Source organism: Rhodococcus gordoniae, from assembly GCF_001646655.1.
In the GTDB taxonomy this organism is placed as follows: Bacteria; Actinomycetota; Actinomycetes; order Mycobacteriales; family Mycobacteriaceae; genus Rhodococcus; species Rhodococcus gordoniae.
This window is the reverse complement of record NZ_LPZN01000003.1, coordinates 392,288-415,802: the sequence shown is the minus strand read 5'-3', so window position 1 is coordinate 415,802 and position 23,515 is coordinate 392,288. Positions and strand designations below refer to the sequence as shown.

Annotated in this window: 24 protein-coding genes; 18 read left to right on the top strand and 6 right to left on the bottom strand. The window is 69.2% G+C overall.

Annotated elements, in window-relative coordinates; translation table 11 throughout:
• Positions 1–71: 71 nt before the first annotated feature.
• Both A8G18_RS03720 and A8G18_RS03715 read right to left on the bottom strand, forming a co-directional pair.
• On the bottom strand, positions 72–455 hold the full coding sequence (locus tag A8G18_RS03720) for a nuclear transport factor 2 family protein (RefSeq protein WP_245207767.1): 384 nt from the start codon (positions 453–455) through the stop codon (positions 72–74).
• 102 nt (positions 456–557) lie between these two features.
• Positions 558–1,430 (bottom strand): LLM class F420-dependent oxidoreductase, encoded by an 873-nt coding sequence (locus tag A8G18_RS03715; RefSeq protein WP_207213573.1) that lies wholly within the window; start codon positions 1,428–1,430, stop codon positions 558–560.
• 200 nt (positions 1,431–1,630) lie between these two features.
• On the opposite strand from A8G18_RS03715, the gene A8G18_RS03710 reads away from it, so the two are divergent.
• On the top strand, positions 1,631–2,566 hold the full coding sequence (locus A8G18_RS03710; protein WP_064062744.1) for an alpha/beta hydrolase: 936 nt from the start codon (positions 1,631–1,633) through the stop codon (positions 2,564–2,566).
• Between the two features lie 73 nt (positions 2,567–2,639).
• Entirely contained in the window at positions 2,640–4,343 is a 1,704-nt protein-coding gene (locus A8G18_RS03705) for a 3-ketosteroid-delta-1-dehydrogenase (protein WP_064062743.1), read from the top strand.
• Here the strand turns inward: A8G18_RS03705 and A8G18_RS03700 are convergent.
• Entirely contained in the window at positions 4,328–5,119 is a 792-nt protein-coding gene (locus A8G18_RS03700) for an FAD-binding oxidoreductase (protein ID WP_064062742.1), read from the bottom strand. The two genes, A8G18_RS03705 and A8G18_RS03700, sit on opposite strands and share 16 nt — an antisense overlap.
• A 253-nt stretch (positions 5,120–5,372) precedes the next feature.
• Between A8G18_RS03700 and A8G18_RS03695 the strand changes: the two genes are divergently transcribed.
• Entirely contained in the window at positions 5,373–6,926 is a 1,554-nt protein-coding gene (locus A8G18_RS03695; protein WP_064062741.1) for an AMP-binding protein, read from the top strand.
• A gap of 94 nt (positions 6,927–7,020) precedes the next feature.
• Here A8G18_RS03695 and A8G18_RS03690 read toward each other — a convergent pair whose 3' ends face one another.
• Positions 7,021–7,545 carry an AMIN-like domain-containing (lipo)protein gene (locus A8G18_RS03690; protein ID WP_242496793.1) on the bottom strand — a complete coding sequence of 175 codons (525 nt, stop codon included), beginning with the start codon at positions 7,543–7,545 and terminating at the stop codon, positions 7,021–7,023.
• A 281-nt stretch (positions 7,546–7,826) separates the two neighbouring features.
• Between A8G18_RS03690 and A8G18_RS03685 the strand changes: the two genes are divergently transcribed.
• Positions 7,827–8,204: a hypothetical protein gene (locus A8G18_RS03685; RefSeq protein ID WP_064062739.1), complete on the top strand. Its 378-nt coding sequence runs from the start codon at positions 7,827–7,829 to the stop codon at positions 8,202–8,204.
• Positions 8,205–8,255: 51 nt separating this feature from the next.
• A complete protein-coding gene (locus A8G18_RS03680) occupies positions 8,256–8,822 on the top strand; it encodes a hypothetical protein (RefSeq protein ID WP_016933127.1) in 567 nt (188 codons plus the stop codon).
• A 61-nt stretch (positions 8,823–8,883) separates the two neighbouring features.
• Here the strand turns inward: A8G18_RS03680 and A8G18_RS03675 are convergent, their stop codons facing one another.
• Entirely contained in the window at positions 8,884–10,044 is a 1,161-nt protein-coding gene (locus A8G18_RS03675) for an FAD-binding oxidoreductase (protein ID WP_064062796.1), read from the bottom strand.
• Positions 10,045–10,311: 267 nt separating this feature from the next.
• Between A8G18_RS03675 and clpB the strand changes: the two genes are divergently transcribed.
• The 9 genes from clpB (at position 10,312) to A8G18_RS03630 (ending at position 19,646) form a co-directional block, all read left to right on the top strand.
• Positions 10,312–12,867, top strand: coding sequence for an ATP-dependent chaperone ClpB (gene clpB / locus A8G18_RS03670; protein WP_064062738.1), 2,556 nt, complete (start codon positions 10,312–10,314; stop codon positions 12,865–12,867).
• 68 nt (positions 12,868–12,935) lie between these two features.
• Entirely contained in the window at positions 12,936–13,787 is an 852-nt protein-coding gene (locus A8G18_RS03665; RefSeq protein ID WP_064062737.1) for a hypothetical protein, read from the top strand.
• A gap of 29 nt (positions 13,788–13,816) precedes the next feature.
• The gene (locus A8G18_RS03660) at positions 13,817–14,476 is read left to right on the top strand and encodes a type III secretion system chaperone family protein (RefSeq protein WP_026003530.1); all 660 of its coding nucleotides are present in this window, start codon (positions 13,817–13,819) and stop codon (positions 14,474–14,476) included.
• Between the two features lie 40 nt (positions 14,477–14,516).
• Positions 14,517–15,299: an SDR family NAD(P)-dependent oxidoreductase gene (locus A8G18_RS03655; RefSeq protein WP_064062795.1), complete on the top strand. Its 783-nt coding sequence runs from the start codon at positions 14,517–14,519 to the stop codon at positions 15,297–15,299.
• Positions 15,300–15,457: 158 nt separating this feature from the next.
• On the top strand, positions 15,458–16,030 hold the full coding sequence (locus A8G18_RS03650; protein ID WP_064062736.1) for a LemA family protein: 573 nt from the start codon (positions 15,458–15,460) through the stop codon (positions 16,028–16,030).
• An 86-nt stretch (positions 16,031–16,116) separates the two neighbouring features.
• Positions 16,117–16,656, top strand: coding sequence for an orotate phosphoribosyltransferase (gene pyrE / locus A8G18_RS03645; RefSeq protein WP_016935249.1), 540 nt, complete (start codon positions 16,117–16,119; stop codon positions 16,654–16,656).
• Positions 16,657–16,660: 4 nt separating this feature from the next.
• A complete protein-coding gene (galT, locus tag A8G18_RS03640) occupies positions 16,661–17,776 on the top strand; it encodes a galactose-1-phosphate uridylyltransferase (RefSeq protein WP_064062735.1) in 1,116 nt (371 codons plus the stop codon).
• Positions 17,773–18,894: a galactokinase gene (galK, locus tag A8G18_RS03635; RefSeq protein WP_064062734.1), complete on the top strand. Its 1,122-nt coding sequence runs from the start codon at positions 17,773–17,775 to the stop codon at positions 18,892–18,894. Before galT ends, galK begins: the two co-directional genes overlap by 4 nt.
• A gap of 23 nt (positions 18,895–18,917) precedes the next feature.
• On the top strand, positions 18,918–19,646 hold the full coding sequence (locus tag A8G18_RS03630; RefSeq protein ID WP_064062733.1) for a lysoplasmalogenase family protein: 729 nt from the start codon (positions 18,918–18,920) through the stop codon (positions 19,644–19,646).
• On the opposite strand, the gene A8G18_RS03625 is transcribed toward A8G18_RS03630, so the two are convergent.
• Entirely contained in the window at positions 19,637–20,077 is a 441-nt protein-coding gene (locus tag A8G18_RS03625) for a hypothetical protein (RefSeq protein WP_064062732.1), read from the bottom strand. The genes A8G18_RS03630 and A8G18_RS03625 overlap by 10 nt on opposite strands.
• A gap of 67 nt (positions 20,078–20,144) precedes the next feature.
• Between A8G18_RS03625 and A8G18_RS03620 the strand changes: the two genes are divergently transcribed.
• The 4 genes from A8G18_RS03620 (at position 20,145) to A8G18_RS03605 (ending at position 23,480) form a co-directional block, all read left to right on the top strand.
• Positions 20,145–20,927, top strand: a complete 783-nt coding sequence (locus A8G18_RS03620) for an SDR family oxidoreductase (protein ID WP_064062731.1) — start codon at positions 20,145–20,147, stop codon at positions 20,925–20,927.
• A gap of 59 nt (positions 20,928–20,986) precedes the next feature.
• The gene (locus A8G18_RS03615; protein ID WP_064062730.1) at positions 20,987–21,595 is read left to right on the top strand and encodes a hypothetical protein; all 609 of its coding nucleotides are present in this window, start codon (positions 20,987–20,989) and stop codon (positions 21,593–21,595) included.
• A gap of 2 nt (positions 21,596–21,597) precedes the next feature.
• Positions 21,598–22,284, top strand: coding sequence for a TrmH family RNA methyltransferase (locus A8G18_RS03610; protein ID WP_016932319.1), 687 nt, complete (start codon positions 21,598–21,600; stop codon positions 22,282–22,284).
• 77 nt (positions 22,285–22,361) lie between these two features.
• Entirely contained in the window at positions 22,362–23,480 is a 1,119-nt protein-coding gene (locus A8G18_RS03605; RefSeq protein ID WP_064062794.1) for a glycoside hydrolase family 76 protein, read from the top strand.
• Positions 23,481–23,515 lie beyond the last annotated feature (35 nt).

The following is a 23,515-nucleotide window of genomic DNA, read 5'->3' as shown; positions in this document are numbered from 1 at the left end:
CCAATCGATCGGCGTTCGTTCCAGTGTCCGTCACCCACGGCGCAGTGCGCGAACCGTGTCCCGTCGACCGGTCAGCGAACACGCATGTCGCTCGGCGCCCAGACCGCTCGCATGCTGGTGATTCGTCCCTCGTCGTCGAACGTCATGACGTCGATGGGCTCCACTTCGTAGGTCTGTTCACCCGCCGTCGTGACCACGCGGAAGTGGAAGGCGGCGGTCGCTCCGCTGATCCGGAGCGTGAGCAGCTCGGTGGTGTTCTCCGTGGCTTCGACAGCCTTGTAGAACTCGGTGATCGCTGCCTTGCCGACGCGGGGTTCGCTGCCGGCAGGATCCTCCAGGGTGGCGTCGTCGGCATACAGGGCGGCGATGTCGACCGCCACCCCCGCTGCCACGGCGTCGAGATAGGCGTGCACGGTGGCGCGGATGCGCTGCGTACGGGCGTCGGAAACGGTCACGGTCGCTCCTGTGATGGTGCGGGACGAAAGGTGTCGCGCCGACGCTAGCGACCTACCGGCACACGGCATCGACGTTCTCCCGGACAGCGGGAGATGTCGGGGTCACCGCTCGTCGAGATCACCGAATTCCTCGCCGAACAGTTCGGCGAGGGCGGAGAGCTGGTCGCAGTAGTGGTCGGCGGATCCGGCGTCCACACCGGCGCCGACGATCGTCGCGCCCGCTGCGATCGCCCGGTCGAGTCGCCTCCGCGTCGCATCGGGATCGCCGAGCGGGTCGAGCCGGGCGACCGACAGCACGATCTCGAACCCGGGCGGCGGCTGTCTCTTCGCGAGCATCGCCTTCATGTCGTCGAAGGCCAGACCGAAGGGCACCCAGCCGTCCCCGAACTCGCACGCGCGTCGTAGGGAACGCGGGGTGCGGCCGCCGATCCACATCGGCACCCGCGGTTGCACGGCACAGGGGTCGACGACCACCTCCGAGTACTCGAAATATTCTCCACGATAGGAGGGTTCGCGCTGTGAGAGGGAAGCGCGCAGTGCCGCGAGGGCGTCGTCCGCACGGGCGCCACGATCGGTGAACGGCGCATCGAGCAACGCGAACTCCTCCTCGAGCGAACCGACGCCGAGTCCCAGCGTCAGCCGTCCCGAGCTGACCGTGTCGAGAGTGCCGTAGCGCTTGGCGATCTCCAGAGGATGGTGGTAGCCGAGGACGAGAACCTGGGTGACCAACCGGATCCGATCGGTGCGGGCCGCCAGGAAGCCGAGGGTCGCCAGCGGATCCCAATAGGTCCCACCTCGCGTCTCGGCCACCGGCACCGGTACGGCGACATGTTCGCTGCAGGTGAGGTGGTGGAATCCCGCGCGATCGGCGGCGACCGCGATCTGCGACAGTTCCTCGATACCCGCGCCCGCTTCCCATCGGGCGGAGACCCCGGGGACCCGCGTGACGATCGGACTGGTGATTCCGATGCGCACCGCCGAACTGCGGTTCGATCCGTCGGTCATACGCTCTCCTTCGTCGATCGGTCCGACAGGGAGTGTGCGCCGAGACGGGACGTGGGGCACGTCCGGTCCCGCTTGCCGATACACGACCCGATGGACGGGATATCGCCTTCCGGTGCGTCCCGGGGCGGACCTAGCGTGGCCCGCACGTATCGACTGCGGAGGAGACCGACATGCCGTTGCATCCCGAGGTGGAGTCCATGCTGAAGACCCTGGAGGCGGGTTTTCCGGACGTCACGACGATTCCGCCGACGGAACTCCGGGAGATCATCCGCAGTCGTCGCGGTCCGCTCCGGAACCTCCCCGCCATGCGTGAGGTGCACGATCTCGTCGTCGACGGGCCCGGAGGCGACCTCGCGTTGCGCCTCTACCGTCCGGAGTCCCCCGAGACCGCCCTCCCGGTCGTCGTGTTCGCGCACGGAGGTGGGTTCGTCTTCTGCGATCTCGACAGTCACGACGAGTTCTGCCGGTCGATGGCGGACGGCGTCGGGGCCGTCGTCGTATCCGTCGACTACCGGCTGGCCCCGGAACATCCTGCGCCGGCCGCGCACGACGACATGTACGCCGCGCTCGGTTGGGCGGCCGCAGCCATCGCGTCGTACGGAGGAGACCCGGCGCGCATAGTGGTCGCCGGCGACAGTGCCGGTGGAAACCTCGCCGCCACCGTCGCCCTCGCCGCGCGCGACAAGGGCGGACCGGCGGTGCTCGGTCAGGCATTGTTCTATCCGGTGATCGACGACGACTTCGACACCGAGTCGTACCGGAAGTACGGGACCGGCTACTACAACTCCGCGGCGGCGATGCGGTGGTACTGGGAGCAGTACGCACCGGACGGCACCGACGATCCCCGCCTGATCCCGACCCGCGCCGAAACGTTCGCCGGACTGCCCTCGGCGGTCGTCGTCACCGCCGAACTCGATCCGCCGTGCTCGTCCGGCGACGACTACGCCGCACGCCTCGCCGCAGCCGAAGTGTCCGTGCAGCACCGCAGATTCGACGGCCTGTTCCACGGATTCCTGACCTTCCCTGCGCTCTCGCTCACCGAGCCGGCGCGGCAGGAGGTGTGGAAGATGATGCGTAGCCTGGTCGACGGGCGGATCTCCCGGTGACCGGGACGACCGGGCTCGTGTCCTGAGCAACTGCCCTAGCGTCCCGCAGACAACGACGAGAAGGAGACTGTCGATGGCCCCGACATCCGTACCGCCCGTGGTACCCGCCCAGGACACCACCGTCGACCTGCTCGTGATCGGGTCGGGTACAGGTATGGCCGCCGCGATCGCCGCGCACGAAGCGGGACTGTCGGCGCTCATCGTCGAGAAATCCGAATATGTCGGCGGTTCCACCGCCCGCTCCGGTGGTGCCTTCTGGGTGCCGGCCAATCCCGTGCTGAAGGAGTCGGGCTCGGGAGACACCGTCGAGCGTGGTCACACCTACGTCCGGTCGGTCGTCGACGGTACCGCCCCCGTCGAGCGAGGCGAAGCGTTCGTCGACTACGGGACCGAGACGGTCGAGATGCTCCGCCGCACCACTCCCATGAAGCTGTTCTGGGCCGAGGGCTACTCCGATTACCACCCCGAACTTCCGGGTGGTTCGGCGGTGGGCCGCAGCTGTGAATGCCTGCCGTTCGACCTGTCGGTGCTCGGAGAGGAACGGTCGCGGCTGCGTCCGGGACTCATGGAGGCGAGCCTGCCGATGCCCACCACGGGCGCCGACTACAAGTGGATGAACCTCATGCTGCGCGTGCCGCACAAGGGTTTCCCGCGCATCTTCAAGCGGCTGGCACAGGGCGTCGCCGGACTCGCCGTCAAGCGTGAATACGTCGCCGGTGGACAGGCCATCGCCGCGGGCCTGTTCGCGGGTGTGCTGAAGGCGGGGGTGCCGGTGTGGACCGAGACCTCGCTGGTGCGTCTGGTCACCGAGGGTGACCGGGTGACCGGTGCGGTCGTGGCGCAGAACGGGCGGGAGGTCACCGTGACCGCGCGTCGCGGTGTGGTGCTCGCCGCGGGCGGTTTCGATCACGACATGGCGATGCGGCGCAAGTACCAGTCCGAGAACCTGCTCGATCACGAGAGCCTCGGCGCGGAGACCAACACGGGCGACGCGATCAAGGCGGCCCAGGAGGTCGGCGCCGATCTCGACCTCATGGATCAGGCATGGTGGTTCCCCGCCGTTGCACCGACCCGCCCGGGTAGGCCGCCGATGGTCATGCTCGCCGAGCGTTCCCTGCCCGGTTCCTTCATCGTCGATCAGACCGGACGACGGTTCGCGAACGAGTCGTCGGACTACATGTCCTTCGGACAGCTGGTGCTCGAACGCGAACGTACCGGTGATCCGGTCGAGTCGATGTGGATCGTGTTCGACCAGAAGTACCGCAACAGCTATGTCTTCGCGGCCGGGGTGTTCCCGCGTCAGCCGCTCCCGGAAGCCTGGTACAAGGCGGGCATCGCCCACCGCGCATCCACGGCCGAAGAGCTCGCCGCATCGATGGGGGTGCCGGTGGAGACCTTCGCGGCGACCTTCGGCAAGTTCAACGACGACGCCGCAGCCGGAACGGATTCCGAGTTCGGGCGTGGACGCAGCGCCTACGACCGTTACTACGGCGACCCCACGGTCCAGCCGAATCCGAACCTGCGTCCCCTGACCCGCGGGCCGCTCTACGCGGTGAAGATGACCTTGAGCGATCTCGGTACCTGCGGTGGCCTGCGCGCCGACGAGCGGGCGCGGGTTCTCCGGGAGGACGGCAGCCCGATCACCGGTCTCTACGCGATCGGCAACACCGCAGCCAACGCGTTCGGGCACAGCTATCCCGGCGCGGGTGCCACGATCGGACAGGGCCTGGTGTTCGGGTACATCGCTGCCCGCGACGCCGCTCAGTACGGGTCGTAGCGGATGTTCTCGGCCGGGGTGCCCGTCTCGATCAGTCGCTGAGCGGTGGTGCGCACCATGGCTGCCGGCCCGCACACGAGCACCTGGTGGTCGCCGAACGCGCCGTAGGACGTGACGACCTCGTCGATACTGCCCTCGAGCAGTTCGTCGGGGTCGGGTCCGAACTCGTCGATGCGCGGCGCGATGCGGTCGAACCAGGGGTCGGGGACGTCGGGGATCTCGAGGGTCTCCACGACCGGCACCACCGTCAGCCACGGCAGCGCCTCCGACAGGAGGGTGAGCATGTCGGCGGCGTACAGGTCGCACGGGTTGCGGGCGCCCGTGAACAGGAAGGTGCGGGGGGGTTCCGGCCGGCGCGCCGCGTCGAGGATCAACGACCGCAGCGGCGCGAGGCCCGTTCCGCCGGCCACCATGATGACGATGCGCCCGGTGTCGTCGATGTGGAGGTCGCCGCCGCGGCCCGCGCCGATCTGCCATACGTCGCCCGGTCGGGTGTCGGCGACGATCGCCCCGCTCACCCAGCCGCCCGGAACCGTGCGCACGTGGAACTCGAGTTTGCCGTCCAACGAGGGCGGCAGAGCGGGGGAGAGGCGACGCGGCAGCGTGGGGCGCTGCGGCACAGCGACGTCGACGTACTGGCCGGGGCGGAAATCGACGATGGCGTCGTCGCATTCGAGGCGGACGACGGCGAGGTCGTGCCGGAGACGATGATGTTCGACGACGGTTGCGGTGACTGCCGTCTCGGTCTTGCTCGGTGACGACGTGGCCGACTGCATGCGCGATCCCCCGGGTGGTGTGCTGTGGCAACGAATCGGCGTCGTCGCCGAGGTGAGCGTCCGAATCGGGCGTCGTCGCCGGATGTGCCCAAGACTCTAGGCGAGAAATCACCGAAAAGGCAGGGTGGAACGTGTTTCAGTTTTAGGCTCGGAGCGGTTATCGTGACCATCGGCAGGTGATGGTCACCACAACGCGGAACGCCGACCGGTGACGTCACACAACGGACCGTCACAGCACACCGGAAGGACGACCATGCCCGAGGAGTACGCCGACCTCTACCGTCCCGCATTCACGCCCGATCTCCTCATCACCGCGCTCGATCGCAGCGCCGACCGCCCCGCCCTGCACCTCGGTGACGTCGTCCTCACCGGAGCGGAGATGCGCGCCGCCATCAGCCGGTTCCAGCAGGCGCTCGCATCCGTGGAGGTCGGGCAGGGATCGGCCGTGGCGATGCTCTCCAAGAACCGGCCCGAGGTGCTCATCTCGATGGGCGCCACGATGGTCGCCGGCTGCCGCAACACCGCGCTGAACCCCATGGGGTCGCTCTCCGACCACCTGTACATCTCGACCGATGCGGGGATCGAGACCCTGATCTTCGATCCCGGCCACTTCGAGGAGCGCGCCGCCGAGCTGCGCGAGCAGGTGCCGACCCTGAAGAACTTGTTCTCTCTCGGCCCGTCCTCGGTCGGAACCGACATTCTCGCCCTGTCGGAGCAGTTCACCGAGCAGCGGCTCGTCTCCGCGCCCGTCGACATCGAGGACACCTCGTCCATCGTCTACACCGGCGGCACCACCGGGAAGCCGAAGGGCGTGATGGGCTCGTTCCGTTCGGGCGCGGCCCTCAACCAGATCCAGATGTCCGAGTGGCAGTGGCCCGAGCAGCCTCGCTTCCTCGTGTGCACCCCACTCTCGCACGCCGGTGCGGCGTTCTTCGTCCCCACGCTCCTGCGCGGTGGATGCCTCTACGTGCTGCCCCACTTCGACCCCGCGCTCGTGCTCGAAACGATCGAGAAGCACCGCATCAACGCGACCATGCTCGTGCCGACGATGATCTACATGCTGCTCGACCACCCGGATGTCGACAGCCGCGACCTGTCGAGCCTCGAGACCCTGTTCTACGGCGCCTCGGCCATGTCGCCGTCCCGCCTGCGCGAGGGGATCGAGCGGCTCGGTCCTGTCTTCTTCCAGTTCTACGGCCAGTCCGAATGCGGCATGACGATCTCGGTACTGCGCAAGGAAGAGCACCTGGCCGACGATCCGGGGCGCCTCGCGTCGTGCGGCCGGCCCGTGCCGTGGCTCGACGTCCGTCTGCTCGACGACGACCTGAACGAGGTGCCGCAGGGCGAACTCGGCGAGATCTGCGTGCGCGGTCCGCTGGTGATGAAGGGCTATCTGAACAAGCCGGAAGAGACCGCCGACGCTCTGCGAGGCGGATGGCTGCACACCGGCGACGTCGCGCGCGCCGACAAGAACGGCTTCATGACGATCGTCGATCGCAAGAAGGACATGATCGTCACCGGCGGGTTCAACGTCTTCCCCCGCGAGATCGAGGACGCCATCTCGTCGCACCCGGCGGTCGCGTCCGTGGCCGTCGTCGGTGTGCCCGACGCCAAGTGGGGCGAGGCCGTCAAAGCGTGCGTCGTGTTGCGCGAGGGGCAGTCGGTACCGGCCGAGGAACTGATCGAGAAGGTGCGCGCGGCAAAGGGTTCGGTGCACGCACCCAAGTCGGTCGACTTCCTCGACTCGCTGCCGCTGACACCACTGGGCAAGCTCGACAAGAAGACGCTGCGGGCGTCCTACCGCTGACGGTCTTCACTGCGCTGTGCAGTCCGGTTTCCTGCAACAGGTCTCGGCGGCCGCCCGCGGCCGCCGAGAGTTGCTGCCACCCTTGTTCTCTGTCTCACCACTGGTGCGCGACGTCCAGCACCACCCGTGAACCGCTGCCGGGGCCGTCGAGGGTGAACACCCGGAACGGCAGCCGGGCGCGCACGCCGACTCCGAGAGTGGTCTGTCCTTCGAAACTGTTGGCCCATGCCACCTGCCGCAGGGTTCGGTAGCCGGCGACATCGACCACTTCGCGTCGGTCGGCCGGCACGTAGTAGGCGGGAGCGAGGATCACCACCTGGAGATAGGCGCCACCGCGCAGCGGCACCTCGAATCCGGAACCGTCCTCGTAGACGGTGGGGACGTAGCCGACGCGGTAGCCCGCGGCCGGCCCGGCGAGGTCGACGACGATCCGGTCGAAACACTCGTGCCGTCCCGATCGCACGGCGGTGAACGGTGAGGTGACCATCGTCGGGTTCGATGTGTCGAGCGAACCCCAGGTGATGCCGCAATAGGGCGTTGCGGCGGACGCGGTCGGGCCGATCAGTCCGATCCCCGCGATGGCGACGACCATCGCGAGCCACACGTGAATCCTGCTCATGTCCGTTCCTCTGTGTGTGGCTGATGATGGGGCATCGCACAAAATGTGATCCGCGTTACATCACGCTTCTCTGTTCCGCTGCTGCAGGCGCTCGTCGTGGGGCGTATCTTCCCGTGCGCCGGGCACCGGCGCCGCGAGGGTGCCGAGCATCGACGCGGGTGTCGCGACCGCCCGTTACACTTTTCGTCCATGGGATTCAGGGGGATCACGAAAGGTACTCGCGCGCAAGTACGTCTGGAACCGAAGCGCCGCGACGAAGCGAAGCCGAGCCGGAAGGGGGAGTGGACGCCTTCCTCACCGTGCGCGACCCGCTCCCGCCGGTCTGTGCGCTGCACGGTGAGCCCGCGGTCCGGATTCTGAACACCTGGGTCACGACGAGACGGAAGACCCGCCACACCCGCGGACAGATCCGCATCCTCGGCGCGGTCGGTGCAGCGCGCGAGAACATGGCGCTGTTCACGATGGCGTTCTTCGGGGGCCTGTGGTCTCCCGCTCTCGGACTCGGAGTCCGGTACATCCGTCAGGGCCGGCTGGGACTCGAAGCCCCGATCGACGCCTCCGTGCTGGTCGTCGCCGACGCCCATCCGAACTTCGTGCGCGCTGTCGAGGACGGACGTGCGGGGGGGCTTCCTGCCTCCGCACAACCGTACGAGCACTGATCGTCGCGGGCGGTCTTTCACTGCCGGGGGCGTGCTGACATACTCCCTCGCATGGTGAACGGGGACGCCCAGCGGGTCGAGGTGCGGTTGGCGGTCGAGTATCCGGGTTCCGGGGCGACGAACACGCTCGGAGACGGTTCGATACGACCGGTCGATCCCATTCCGCCGATCTGCCCGCGGCACGGCGAACCCGAGACCGGTCGTGTCCGGGTGACGGTCGCGGCCGATGCGTCGGAGCCCCGCGGGGGGTCGAGCCGGATCGGCTCGGCACTCGAAGCCGCCTACGCCGTGCAGGTCGCCGCGGTCGATTGGCCCGTGTGCGCCCGGTGCGTCGCCGTCCGCACGCGCTGGCAGATCGCTGCCGCCGCGACATGCACGGTTCTCGGTGTCATCTTCCTCGCGCTGGTGTTCGCGCTCGTGCAGGGCGCCCCGAAGATCTACGGCCTGGCGCTGCTCAGCGTCTTCGGCCTGTCGTTCCTGCCGATCTACGTCGCTCTGCGGGTGCTCGAACCGAAACGGGCGACTCTGGGAATGTCGGTGGCGGAGGACGGTTCGGAACTCGTCGTGTCGCAGGCGCATCCGGAATTCGCGCGGGCGGTCGCGGCGCAGCGGATGTAGCCGCCGAATCCGGTGTCCCCGGTGCGGAACATCCTCGCAGCACGGAAACTGCGCACGCGGATCAGAGCGGGTCGAAGCTGATGTTCTGACGCGGGGTGCCCGCCGCCGACAGCGCGTACAGCGTGGTCCGGATCATCGACGGCGACCCGGCGATCTGGATCTGACGATCGGCCCACGTACCGAACTGCCCGGCGACCCTACCGAGCTTCCCGTACACCGGCCGGTTGAGGCCGGTGGGGGGTTCCTTCACGGGAGCCGGGTGCCACCAAGGGTTTTCCTTCTCCTCGAGCACGGGCACGATGGTCAGCCACGGGTTGGTCATGGCGATCTGCCACAGGGTCTCGAGGTCGTACAGGTCGCACGGGTACTTGCCGCCGTAGAACAGATGGACGCGCGGGTTGTCGCCGCGCATCGCCATCTCCATGATCTGCGCGCGCATGGGTGCGAGACCGGTGCCGGAGGCGATCATCAGCACGTCCCGGCCGCTCTCGCGGTCGACGTGCAGGCCGCCGAGCGGCGGGCCGATCGTCCACCGGTCGCCCACGGCGGTCTCGCCGACGAGCGCGGGGCTCACCCATCCGGTGGAGACCCGTCGCACATGGAATTCGATCTGCCCGTGCGGGTTCGGTGGAATGGCCGCGGACAGGTACCGCCACATGTGCGGACGCTGCGGGATCTGCACGCTCATGTACTGCCCGGCGTGATAGGGAATGGGGCCGTCGGTCTCGAGGCGGATGATCGCCAGGTCGGGGAGTACGCGTTCGTGGCCGACGACGGTGGCGCCCCACGAGGCGGGCAGGTCGTCGGTGGCGGCGGCGGTCGCCATGGTCTCGACGAGCCGGTCGATCACCTCGGCCCACGTCCGTTCGAGCGCCGCGGTCCACAGGATCAGGGGGGTGCATTCGCGGATGGCGACGAGCAGGGCGCTGCCGGCGACGCGGTAGTGCACGGGTTCGACGCCGTACTTGCGGTGGTCGCGGGCGAGCTGTGCCAGGAAGTTGTCGACGGTGTCGGGTTCGTGGAGACGTCCGACGACCCAGCCGACCGCGGTCGAGAACCGGCGGCGCATGCTCTCCATCCCGGCGGGGAACAGTTCGCGGATGCCGGTGGATTCGGCCCACATGGCCGTGTAGAACGCCGTCGCGAAGCGTTCGGCTCCGGTGGGAGTGGCGATGATCGATGCGAAGCTGAGCTGAACCCGGGCGATGGCGAAAGCCTCCACGCCATCCTCCCTGTATCCGTGCTGCGCGAACGCCGCCACTGTAGTCGTTCGGAGGGCGGCGGGCCACTGACCACCAGGTCGTCACAACCTGCGAACGGGTTGTGGCGAGAGTCACCGAACTCAGGAAAGTTGAGTGGAACAAACTCAACTTATGATCGGTTGGACAGTTCGACACCGCCGAGACCTGTCCACGAGAGGGGATCGGCTGCAGAATCGACATGGGGCACTCGCCGCGCGTGGGTGCACCGAGAAAGAAAGGGGCGCGCAGTGGATTCGTTCAATCCGACGACCAAGACCCAGGCCGCACTCACCGCTGCACTTCAGTCGGCGTCCGCTGCGGGCAACCCGGAGATCCGTCCGGCCCACCTGCTCGTGGCGCTGCTCGACCAGGCCGACGGCATCGCCGGCCCGCTGCTCGAAGCAGTGGGCGTCGACCCCGCCGCGGTCCGCAGGGAAGCCGAGGACCTCGTCCGTCGTCTTCCGCAGACCAGCGGAGCCACCACCACACCACAACTCGGCCGTGAAGCGATCGCGGCCATGACGACGGCGCAGAAACTCGCCACCGAACTCACCGACGAATTCGTCTCCACCGAGCACGTGCTCGTCGGCCTCGCGAGCGGCGACTCGGACGTCGCGAAACTCCTCGCCGGGCACGGCGCGACGCCGACCGCCCTTCGCGACGCGTTCACCACCGTCCGGGGCAACCGCCGCGTGACCAGCGCCGATCCCGAGGCCAGCTACCAGGCGCTCGAAAAGTACTCCACCGATCTGACCGCGCGGGCGCGCGAAGGCAAGCTCGATCCGGTCATCGGCCGCGACAACGAGATCCGTCGCGTCGTGCAGGTGCTGTCGCGGCGTACCAAGAACAACCCGGTTCTCATCGGTGAACCGGGCGTCGGCAAGACGGCGATCGTCGAGGGCCTTGCGCAGCGCGTGGTCGCCGGCGACGTCCCCGAGTCGCTGCGTGGCAAGACCGTCATCTCCCTCGATCTCGGCTCGATGGTCGCGGGCGCGAAGTACCGCGGCGAGTTCGAGGAACGACTCAAGGCCGTGCTCGACGAGATCAAGGAATCCGCCGGGCAGATCATCACGTTCATCGACGAGCTGCACACCATCGTCGGTGCCGGCGCGACCGGCGAGTCGGCGATGGACGCCGGCAACATGATCAAGCCGATGCTCGCTCGCGGTGAGCTGCGGCTCGTCGGTGCCACGACTCTCGACGAGTACCGCAAGTACATCGAGAAGGACGCTGCCCTCGAGCGTCGCTTCCAGCAGGTCCTCGTCGGGGAGCCGAGCGTCGAGGACACCGTCGGCATCCTGCGCGGACTCAAGGAGCGCTACGAGGTGCACCACGGGGTGCGGATCACCGACTCCGCGCTGGTCGCCGCGGCCACCCTGTCCGACCGCTACATCACGTCGAGGTTCCTGCCCGACAAGGCCATCGACCTCGTCGACGAGGCGGCGTCGCGTCTGCGCATGGAGATCGACTCGCGTCCCGAGGAGATCGACACCGTCGAACGCATCGTCCGGCGTCTCGAGATCGAGGAGATGGCGCTGGAGAAGGAGACCGACGAGGCATCGAAGGACCGCCTCGACAAGCTCCGTTCCGAACTCGCCGACGAACGCGAGAAGCTCAGCCAGCTCACCACGCGCTGGCAGAACGAGAAGACCGCGATCGACTCCGTCCGGGAGATCAAGGAACAACTCGAAACTCTGCGCGGTGAGGAGGAACGCGCCGAACGCGACGGTGATCTCGGCAAGGTCGCCGAACTCCGCTACGGCCGCATCCCCGAACTGCAGAAGAGGCTCGATGCTGCCGCCGAGGCGACCGGTGCGTCGGCCGACGGCGACGTGATGCTCAAGGAGGAAGTCGGGCCCGACGACGTCGCCGATGTCGTCGCCGCATGGACGGGCATCCCTGCCGGTCGCATGCTCGAAGGTGAGACGGCGAAGCTGCTGCGGATGGAAGACGAGCTGCGTCGGCGGGTCGTCGGCCAGGACGTCGCCGTGCAGGCAGTTTCCGACGCGGTGCGCCGTGCGCGTGCCGGTGTCGCCGACCCGAACCGCCCGACCGGCTCGTTCCTGTTCCTCGGCCCGACCGGTGTGGGCAAGACGGAGCTGGCCAAGGCCCTCGCGGACTTCCTGTTCGACGACGAACGCGCCATGGTGCGCATCGACATGTCCGAGTACAGCGAGAAGCACTCGGTGGCCCGGCTCGTCGGTGCCCCTCCGGGCTACGTCGGTTACGAGTCCGGCGGGCAGCTCACCGAAGCCGTGCGGCGCCGCCCGTACACGGTGGTGCTGTTCGACGAGGTCGAGAAGGCGCATCCCGACGTCTTCGACACGCTGCTGCAGGTGCTCGACGACGGTCGCCTCACCGACGGTCAGGGCCGCACGGTCGACTTCCGCAACACCATCCTGATCCTCACGTCGAACCTCGGCGCGGGTGGCGATCGGGAGCACATCATGGCGGCGGTGCGGGCGGCGTTCAAGCCGGAGTTCATCAACCGGCTCGACGACGTCGTGATCTTCGACCCGCTCTCGGAGGAGCAGCTCGAGAAGATCGTCGACATCCAGCTCGATCAGTTCGCCGCACGCATGTCGGCACGACGACTGACGCTGGACGTCTCGAGCACCGCGCGGTTCTGGCTGGCGGTGCGCGGTTACGACCCGCAGTACGGTGCGCGTCCGCTGCGCCGCCTCATCCAGCAGTCGGTCGGCGACCAGCTCGCCAAGAAGCTGCTGGCCGGTGAGATCAAGGACGGCGACACCGTTCACGTGGGCGTGAGCGAGGACGGCGATCACCTCGTGATCAGCGCCTGACGGCATCCGTGCGCGGTCCCGGCAGCTCCGGTTGCCGGGCCCGCGCACGGCCTACTCTGGAAGACGTTATGACGAATCCCCAGGATCCGCGCACCCCACAAGAACGGGCCTACGCACTCGACGAGTCGTCGAACGGGACGGACGACGCCGCGACCCGAGTGCTGCACACCGACGATCCGGCCGAGGCGTACGGGCGGCCGGTGACCAACCCGACGGTGGCGTACACCCGCTACGAGCAGTGGGGCACACCGGGGAGCGAATACCGGCCCACGCAGGCCTACCCCTCGGCGCAGCCTCATCCGTCGCAACAGCCTTCTCCGTCCCTGCAGGGTTACCCGCCTCCGCACGGTCATCAGCCCACCCAGGTGTTCCCCGCCCAGGACCGGCCGCCCACGGGCCCGGTACCCGGCGCGGATCCCGGGAAGCCGCCGCGCGGGCCGCGCCGGGGACTGCTCGCGCTCGCCGCGGTGGTCCTCGTCGCACTCGGCGGCACCATCGGCTTCCTGCTCAGCCGGCCCGACGACTCCACCTCGCGGGTCGCGTCGGATCGCGCCCCGGCGACCGTCGCACCCCCGCCCACGACGACCCTTCCGCCGCCGGCCGAACCGACCACACCGGGACTGCCCCTGGACCGGCTCCCGGGCGGACTCGGCGAGGTCATGGGTGATGCGGGTGCGGTCGTGGGCACGATCACCGCGAACGACGGCGGCAGCATCACGCTCGGCGTCATCGGCGGTTCGACCGTCACCGTCGTCCTCACACCCGACACCGAGATCATCACCCTGACCGGCAGCACGGCCCGGAGTCTCGAGGTCGGAGCGACCGCCGTGGCGACCGGCAGCGCCGTCGAACAGGGGCGGATGACCGCCGAGACCGTCGTCAGCGCGTCCCTCCCATCCTTCGGTGGTTCGGGCCGCTGACCCGCTAGGCTGACTCGACGATGACTGTCATGTGGTTCTCTCTGGCCGCGGTCGCACTGCTGGGTGCGGTCGCGCTGCTCTACGTCGACCGGACACGGCGGGAGCAGTCGGGTCGCATCCGGGAGATCTGGGCCAAGGCGCAGGGCTACAAGTACACCTCCGCCGAGGACCACCTGCCGTCCACCTGGCACCGCGCGGCGCTCGCCAAGCAGGAGTATCTGGGCGCGATCGACATCGTCCGCGGGGTTCGCCGCGGCGAGGAATTCATCCTGTTCGACATCGAGGAGACCGCGACGATCGTCGCGGTCCGGCGCAAGGTCGGCTCCGACGTCGACATCGACCTCCGGCTGAAGTCGACGCCGCCGCCGAAGGACCCGGACATGAACCTGCTCGGCTCCATCGGGCCGCGCATCGTCTTCGCCACCGACCTCGAGATCGCGCGCCGCGTGTGCGATCAGCGGATGGTCGCGTTCACCGAATCCATCCCCGACCACGTGCAGATGCTGTGGAGCGAAGGCGAATGGACCCTCGGATCGATCCCTGTCGGCAGCACCGGCCGCGAGTGGGACTCGGCCATCGAGACGGTGGCCCGGCTTTCCGGCATCCTCCACGTGCTGCCACCTCTCGTCGAACCCGACGAACTCGATCGCGGCACGCAGGATCCGGGACGTCCGTCCGCGCATCGTTGACAGGTGGTCGGAAGGGGCCGGCGTCACTAGTGTGACGGCCATGACTTCCGCCCGACCTGTTGCGCTCGTGACCGGACCTACTTCGGGAATCGGTGCGGGTTTCGCCCGCACCCTCGCCGGTCGCGGTTACGACCTCGTACTCGTCGCCCGTACCCGTCCCGCTCTCGACGAACTCGCCACCGAACTGAAGCACAAGTTCGGGGCGTCGTCGGAGATCATCGTCGCCGATCTGGCGACCGCCGAGGGCCGCGACCAGGTCGTCGCGCGACTCGGCCGCGGCGTCGACATGCTCGTCAACAACGCCGGCTTCGGTACGACCGGCGAGTTCTGGACCGCCGATCCGGCCCTGCTGCAGGCGCAGCTCGACGTCAACGTCACCTCGGTCGTCGCGTTCACCCGTGCCGCGCTGCCGTCGATGATCGAGGCGGGCAAGGGCGACATCGTCAACGTCGCCAGTGTGGCCGGTCTGCTCCCCGGCCGCGGCTCGACCTACTCGGGCAGCAAGGCCTACGTCGTGTCGTTCACCGAAGGGCTGGCCGGTGGACTCGCCGGCACGGGCGTGCGCGTGCAGGCGCTGTGTCCCGGCTTCGTGCGCACCGAGTTCCACCAGCGCGCCGGGATCGACATGTCGTCCACCCCGAAGCCGATGTGGCTCGACGTCGATCAGGTGGTGCGTACCTCGCTCGCCGACCTCGACAAGGGCAAGGTCCGCAGCATCCCGGGGCTGCAGTACAAGGTGCTCGCGACGGCCGGACGACTGGTGCCGCAGAACCTCGTGCGGAAGCTGACCAACACCGTCGGCAACGGCCGCGGCCGCACCTGATCGGCTCGGACGAACTGACGGCGAGCGTTCCCAGATCACAGTACGGATACACAGCGCCGGACACGCCGGGTGCGGTATTCGGCGCGATTCGTGCGCTGGGTACATTTCTGCGCGTGACGTCTGTGGCTGTGGTGCTCTGTGTTGCTGTCGTGGTTGCGGTGGTGCTGTGGTTGCGCGCAGGCGTGCGCCGTCTACGGACGTTGCAGCAACGCCACCGGGAGAGCCTTCGTCTGCTCCTCCACGAACTCGACGACCGCTACGATCTGGTGCCCGCGCTCATCGCGGCGTCGGCCGGAGCCGGCGTCGAACGCGAACGTATCCGGCCGATCGTCGGCGCCCGCTCGCTGGCCATCGGCGTGCGAGACCGGCGTCTGGGCCTGACCGAACGCGCCGGCGCCGAGAACGCACTGTCCGCGACGCTGCACGAACTCATCAGTGGACTCGAGGGTGTCAACCACTGGCCGTTCATCCGGGTCGCCCGGGAACTGCAGACCCGCGAGCAACGCATCGCCGGAGCCGTCCGCGTGCACAACGACCTCGGCAGTGCGCTCGACACCGCGATCGGCCGCTTTCCCACCTCGCTGTTCGCGAAACTCGCGGCCGTCGGCCCCGTCGCGCTGTTCGAGGCGCCCGCGCCCGTCCCCGCACCGGGCCGCACCACCGACACCTCCGCGGCGACCGGGACCGAGGTCCGGCAGCCCGAGCCGGTATCCGGCACCGTCGCTGCCTGACCGGCAGGTCGCAGCGACTAGGCTCGTTCCCCGACACGAGCGCGACCGCACCGGCGTCGCGCGCACGAACGACGGGTGAGAACGCAATGAGTGACCGCGACGAACTGGCAGCACTGGTACGCGAGCTGGCGGTGGTGCACGGCCGCGTGACCCTGTCGTCCGGGAAGGAAGCCGACTACTACGTCGACCTGCGCCGCGCGACCCTGCATCACAAGGCCGGACCGCTCATCGGCACGCTCCTGCGCGAACTCGTCTCCGACTGGGATTTCGACGCCGTCGGCGGCCTCACCATGGGTGCCGACCCGGTCGCCCTCGCCGTCATGCACGCCGCCGGCCGCCCCATCGACGCCTTCGTCGTCCGCAAGGCCGCCAAGGCCCACGGCATGCAGCGGCAGATCGAGGGACCGGACGTGACCGGCAAGCGGGTGCTCGTCGTCGAGGACACCACCACCACCGGCAATTCGCCGCTCACCGCCGTCAAGGCGCTGCGTGAGGCCGGCGCGATCGTCGTGGGTGTCGCGACCGTCGTCGACCGCGCGACCGGCGCCGATGCGGTCATCGCCGCGGAGGGCGTCGAGTACCGCTCCCTGCTCGGCCTGGCCGACCTGGGTCTGGACGACGAGTAGCCGCGTGGGGGCGCGGGTCCGGCAGACCGTCACGCGTCTCGCGGACGGCCGGGAACTGATCTACTTCGACGACACCGAGCCGTTCGTCTCCGGTGCCGCGACCCGCGACCTCCACGACGGCCGCGACCTGCCGCCGGTCGCGGCGACCTCCGAGATGCGCCGCGACCCGCTGACGGGGGAGTGGGTGACCTTCGCGGCGCATCGCATGGACCGCACCTTCCTGCCGTCGGCCGTCGACTGCCCGCTGTGCCCGAGCAGGGCGGGGGTGCGCAGCGAGATCCCGGCCGGCGACTACGACGTCGTGGTGTTCGAGAACCGTTTCCCCTCGCTCGGGGCACCGCCGGCCGGTGAGGATCTCGTCGACGGCGACGGGCTGTGGCCGCGGCGACCGGCGACCGGCCGCTGCGAGGTCGTCGCGTTCACCCCCGACCACGACGTCCGGTTCGCGGACCTCGCCCTGCCCCGGGCGCGCACCGTCATCGATGCGCTCGCCGCCCGCACTGCCGCGCTCTCGCGTCTGCCGGACGTGCAGCAGGTCTTCTGCTTCGAGAACCGCGGTGTGGAAATCGGTGTGACACTGCAACATCCGCACGGTCAGATCTACGCCTACCCGTTCGTCCCGCCGCGCTCGCAGACTCTGCTGGACCGTGCCCGCGAGCATCGCCGGCGGACCGGCAGGTCGCTGCAGAGCGACATCCTCGACGCCGAACGCCGGGCAGGGACCCGACTCGTGTGGTCCGGCGACACGTGGTCGGCCTACGTCCCCGCCGCGGCCCGCTGGCCCGTCGAGGTGCATCTCGTCCCGCACCGCGACGTCCCGGACCTCGCGGCCCTGGGCGAGCCCGAACGCGACGAACTCGCCCGGGCCTACCGCGACCTCCTCGGCCGCGTCGACCGGTTCTTCCCCGGCGTCGACCGCACCCCCTACATCGCCGCCTGGCATCAGGCACCGATCGGTGCGGGTCGCGAGGAGGTGCGGCTGTTCTGCCAGATCTTCTCGTTGCGACGGGCCCCGGACAAGCTGAAATATCTCGCGGGATCCGAATCGGCGATGGGGGCGTGGATCAGCGACACCACCCCCGAACGGATCGCCACCCGGCTACGTGAGGTGGCGACATGACACTCGCAGAGACCGTCCGCGCGGCGTTCACGGCGGAGTTCGGCACCGAACCCGAGGGCTGCTGGTGTGCCCCCGGGCGCGTCAACCTCATCGGCGAGCACGTCGACTACGCCGGTGGTCTGTGCCTGCCGATGGCTCTCCCACAGGTCACCACCGTGGCGATGCGTCGCCGCTCCGATCATCTGCTGCGCGTGCGCAGCGCCGGATTCGACCCCGTCGACCTCGATCTGCGCGACCGGCACGTCGACGGCTGGGCCGCCTACGTCGCCGGAGTGATCTGGACGCTCGATCCGCCGGGATTCACCGGCGCCGACATCGCGGTCGCCTCGGACGTGCCCGTCGGAGCGGGACTCTCGTCGTCCGCCGCGCTCGGGACGTCGATCGCGGTGGCACTCGCCGACCTGTGCGGGCTGCCCCTCGACGAGGACGGCCGTGATCGGCTCGCCACGGCGTGCGTGCGCGCGGAGAACGACTACGCCGGTGCACGCACCGGCGGACTCGACCAGCGGATCGCGTTGCACGCACGCCCCGGACACGCGCTGCTGCTCGACTTCGCCGACGGCAGCAGCGAACACATCCCGTTCGACGCGGAGGCGCAGGGACTGACCGTGCTGGTCGTCGACACCGGAACCGGGCACCGGCTCGCCGACGGGCAGTACGGACAGCGCCGCGGTGAGGTCGAGGACGCCACCCGGCTCCTCGGCGTCGGCACCCTGCGGAACGCCGCATCCGCAGACCCGCTCGACGATCGCGTCCTCCGTCGCCGCGCCCGGCACGTGATCGACGAGATCGCCCGGGTCCGTGAGGCCGCGGAATTGTTGCGGGCAGGGCGGATCCGGGATCTCGGCCCGCTGCTCGACGCGTCGCACCGCTCGTTGCGCGACGACTTCGAGGTCAGCTGCCCCGAACTCGACACCGCCGTCGGCGCGGCTGTCGCAGCGGGTGCTCTGGGTGCCCGGATGGTGGGCGGCGGCTTCGGCGGGTCGGCGATCGCATTGTGCGAGAACGGTCACGTCGACCCGGTGCGGCAGGCGGTCGCCGACGCCGCCGCACGTCGCGACTTCGCGGCACCGACCTTCCTGCGCGCCACAGCGTCCGGCGGTGCGCGCCGCTGCTGATCATCTCCGGGTACTGTGCGCGCATGGGTCGGTTCGATCGAAAGAAGTGGGGCGTCGAGCACGCGGTGTTCGCCGCGGCGTCGGTTGCCACCGTCATCGGTGGGGTGTCCGGGAACGAGAAACTGCAGAAGATCGCCAAACCGCTCATCGCACCCGCGCTCGCGGTGCGGGTGCTGCGCCGATCCCACGACACCGACCGCGCCGACACCGCCCTGCTGGTCGCGGGTCTCGCCGCGGCCACCCTCGGCGACATCGCCATGATCCGATCCGACGAGGACCGTAGGATCCTGAGCGGTGCAGCCTGTTTCGGTGCCATGCAGACGGCCTACTCGACGATCCTCGCCCGGCACGGTGCGCGCGTGTCGACGCCGGTCGCGGTGCAGCGCGCCGGTGCGCTGGCCGGCGCGGCCGGTCTGCTCGCCGTCCGCAACCGATCCGTGGCCGCGCCGCTGACCGGATACGGTGCGCTGCTCGCCACCACCGCCACCCTCGCGGGCGATCCCGCCCTCGCCCCCGGTGCGCGAGTGCGCGCGGGGCTGCCCGTGCCGGGCTCGGATCGGCGGAGCCGGCTCGGTCTCGGCGGGCTGATCTTCACGCTCTCCGACGGCTCGATCATCGTTCGTCGCACCCTGCTGAAGGACGAGAAGGCCCGCGCGGCGGCGGAAGGATTCGTCCTGGCCACCTACGCAGCGGCCCAGCTGCTGCTCGTCGAGGGGCTGCTCGCACTCACACGCCGGGAGCTTCAGGGATAGAGCACGATCCGGTCGCGGTCGAGCGGATCCACCCAGATGCTCACGACCTCGCCGGGTGCGTAGCGGTGCAGGTTACGGCGGTCGACCTCGTAGACGACGGTGCCGCGATAGGACTCCGAACCCGGCACCGTGAGTTCGAGATCGAGCCGGGTCAACTGACCGGTCGCGGTGAGATCCAGCGGCGTTGCCGAACGGATGATCGCCCACCCTTCGTAACCCTCGCGTTCGATCCTGCGCAGAGCCTTCGGACTCCGACCCGCGAGCGCCAAGGACAGGCCGAGCACGGTGCCGTACAGACAGACGAGGAAGACCACCTGGAAGCCCTCGGTGCCCGGTTCGGAGATCGGCAGGAACAGGTTCAGCCACAACGCGAGAACGACGACATATCCCGCGGTGACGAATGCGACAGTAGCGACGATACGACGATTCACAGCTCCTCCGATCCCAGCCTATCCCCGCTCGGTCCTGTCGGCTCCCGCCCGCGATTAGGGTGATGCCATGTCCGCTCCCACCGTGGTCGTCACCGGAGCCGCCGCCGGAATCGGCCGCTCCACCGCCCTGCTCTTCGCCCGCCACGGCCACCGCGTCGGTGCTTTCGACGTCGATACCGCAGGGCTCGCGAGCCTCGCCGACGAAGCTGCCTCGATCCCCTCGGGGCAGGTGGTCACCGGTGTCCTGGACGTCACCGACACCTCCGCGTGGACCCGCGCACTCGAAGAGTTCTGCACCGACGGCCGGCTCGACATCCTCGTCAACAATGCGGGCCTGCTGTCGTCCGGCCCGTTCGAGGACACCCCGGCGAGCCGTCACCGGCAGATCGTCGACGTCAACGTCACCGGTGTCGTCCTCGGCTGCCACGCCGCCTTCCCGTACCTGCGCGACACCCCCGGCGCGCAGATCGTGAACATGTGCTCGGCGTCGGCGCTCTACGGACAACCCGACCTCGCCACCTACAGCGCCACCAAGTTCGCGGTGCGGGGCCTGACCGAAGCCCTCGAACTCGAGTGGGCGCGCCACGACATCAAGGTGCAGGCACTGTGGCCGCTGTTCGTCGACACCAACATGGTCGACGGGATGGACATCGGCTCGCGACGCTCCCTGGGCGTGAACCTCGGGGCCGACGACGTCGCCCGCGCGGTGTTCGACGCGACCCGCCCCACGCGGCGCTCGGGACGGGTGCATCGGCCCGTGGGCCGGCAGGCGACCGTGCTCGCCACGCTCGCCCAGGTGTCGCCCGGATGGATGAATCGCCTGGTCAACCGGCGCCTGACCGGCCACTGACGCCGCTCGATAGAGTGACACCCGCACGTCGTCGGGAAGGGTGTTGCGTGAGAATTCGGATGTGGCCGGTCGCAGTCGTCACGGGTGCGGCACTGTTCGTCGCAGGATGCGGAGGCTCCGCGGACGGGCCGGAGGCCGACTCCGGAGCGACGTCGACGACGACCTCGGCGGCTGCCTCGACGACCTCGTCCACGACGGTCGCTCCGAGCACCACCGAGGAGACGACCCCGTCGACGACCGAACCGGCTCCCGAGCCGGAGACCTCCCCGGAGGAACCGGCACCGCTTGCGCAGGTCGAATACCAGCGCAACGAGTCGTACTACTTCAGCAGCCCCGACGGCACCTTCGAATGCGGCATCGTCCGGCTGCCCACCCGCACCGAGGCGGGCTGCGAAGGCCCCACCGATCCGATCCCGCCGCGCCCGGAGGACTGCATGGTCAACTGGGGACTCGGCATCCGCGTGCAGGACTCCGGCGAAGGGGAGTTCGTGTGCTCCGGTGGGCCGGTCTACCTCTCGCCCGACGGTGCGAGCCCCACCTTGCCTCCGGGATCGTCGCTCTCGCAGCTCGGCTACACGTGTGCCGCCACCGCAGCCGACGTGACCTGCACCAACGACGCCACCGGTCACGGTTTCCGCGTCGCAGCGGGTTCGAACGAAACGTTCTGACGGTGACCGACACGCATTCCGGGCCGGCCGTCGAGGACGTGGCGGGACCCACCGAATGGGGTGAGCACCCGCACGGCGTCGGACCGTGGATCGAGGAGTTCGGCACCGAGCCGCCCACCGACCCGCGATACGACCCCGAGCTGCTCGCCCACGGCGACCGGCGCAACGTCGTCGACGCCTACCGCTACTGGACCCGTGAGGCGATCGTGGCGGACATCGACGGTCGTCGCCACCCGCTGCACGTCGCCATCGAGAACTTCGCTCACGACGCGAACATCGGCACGGTCGTCCGCACCGCCAACGCATTCGCCGTGGGCACCGTGCACATCGTCGGACGACGCCGATGGAACCGGCGCGGAGCGATGGTCACCGACCGCTACCAGCATCTGCTCCACCACTCCGATGTCGACGCCCTCGTCGCGTGGGCGGCCGAGCAGAACCTCGAGATCGTGGCCGTGGACAACACTCCGGGTTCGGTGCGGCTGGAGACCGCGACCCTGCCGCGCCGCTGCCTGCTGCTGTTCGGCCAGGAAGGCCCCGGTGTCACCGAGCAGGCCCGCGACGTGGCGTCGATGACCGTCTCGATCGCCCAGTTCGGCTCCACACGGTCGATCAACGCGGGTGTCGCCGCGGGCATCGCGATGCACGCGTGGATCCGGCAGCACGCCGATTTCTCGGACGCCTGGTAACACCCGGCCCGCATTCCGGGATGAAAGTCGCGCGGACCGTCGTCGGGACGGCCGCAGGTCGGGCAGTGTGGAGGGTGATGAACACCGCAGCAGCAGTCTGGTCGGAACGGGCCGATGCCGCCGAGGGAGCGATCGTGTCGCGGCATGTCCGTCGGCTCTGGGCGTTGCCCGGCACCGCTCTCGGCGTGGTCGGATGGCCGGCCGTTCGTCGCGAGCGACTGTTCTTGTCCTGGCACTACTGGTGGCAGGCGCACCTGATCGATACCGCCGTCGACGCTGCCGAGCGCGACGCCACCCCGCGCCGGCGTCGCCGCGTCGTGCGGCTCGCGCGCACCCACCGCTTCCGCAACATCACCGGCTGGACCAACAACTACTACGACGACATGGCGTGGCTCGGCCTGTCGCTCGAACGTGCCGAACGGCACCTCTACGTCGACCATCGCGGCGCGATCGCGACCCTCGTCGACGAGCTCGTCGACGCCTGGCAACCGGAGTGCGGCGGCGGCATCCCGTGGCGTCGGCGTGACAACTTCTTCAATGCCCCCGCGAACGGTCCGGCGGCGCTGCTGCTCGCCCGCACCGGCAGGGTCTACCGCGCGGAGGAGATGGCCGACTGGCTCCACGACGTCCTGCTCGACCCCGAGACCGGTCTGGTCCTGGACGGCATCCGCGACGGCGTGCACGAACGCGCGATCTACAGCTACTGCCAGGGCGTGACGCTCGGCCTCGAGACCGAGCTGGCCCTGCAACTCGACGATCCCTGCCATCGGCGGAGGGTCCACGCGCTCGTCGCCGCGGTCGACGACCACCTCACCGAACGCAGCGTCGTCACCGGCGGGGGAGGCGGTGACGGGGGATTGTTCAACGGGATCCTGGCCCGCTACCTGGCGATGGTCGCCACCACGCTGCCTGTCGTCGACGGCGACGACGTCCGTGCCCGCACTGTCGCGGCACGGATCGTGCTGGCGTCGGCGGAGGCTGCCTGGGAGAACCGGCTGCAGGTCGAGGAACTGCCGGTCTTCGGACGTGACTGGTCGCAGCAGGCGCGGCTGCCCGGCCTCGGCACCTCGGTGGCGCGGTTCGCGGGCGGCACCGTCCGGGAGTCGGCCGTACCCGAGCGCGACATGTCCGTGCAGCTCGGTGGGTGGATGCTCATGGAAGCCGCCTACGCCGTCGCGGCGTCCCGGTCCCGATAGGGAAGAAGGTGGATTCCGGCCCGTTCGTTCGACGG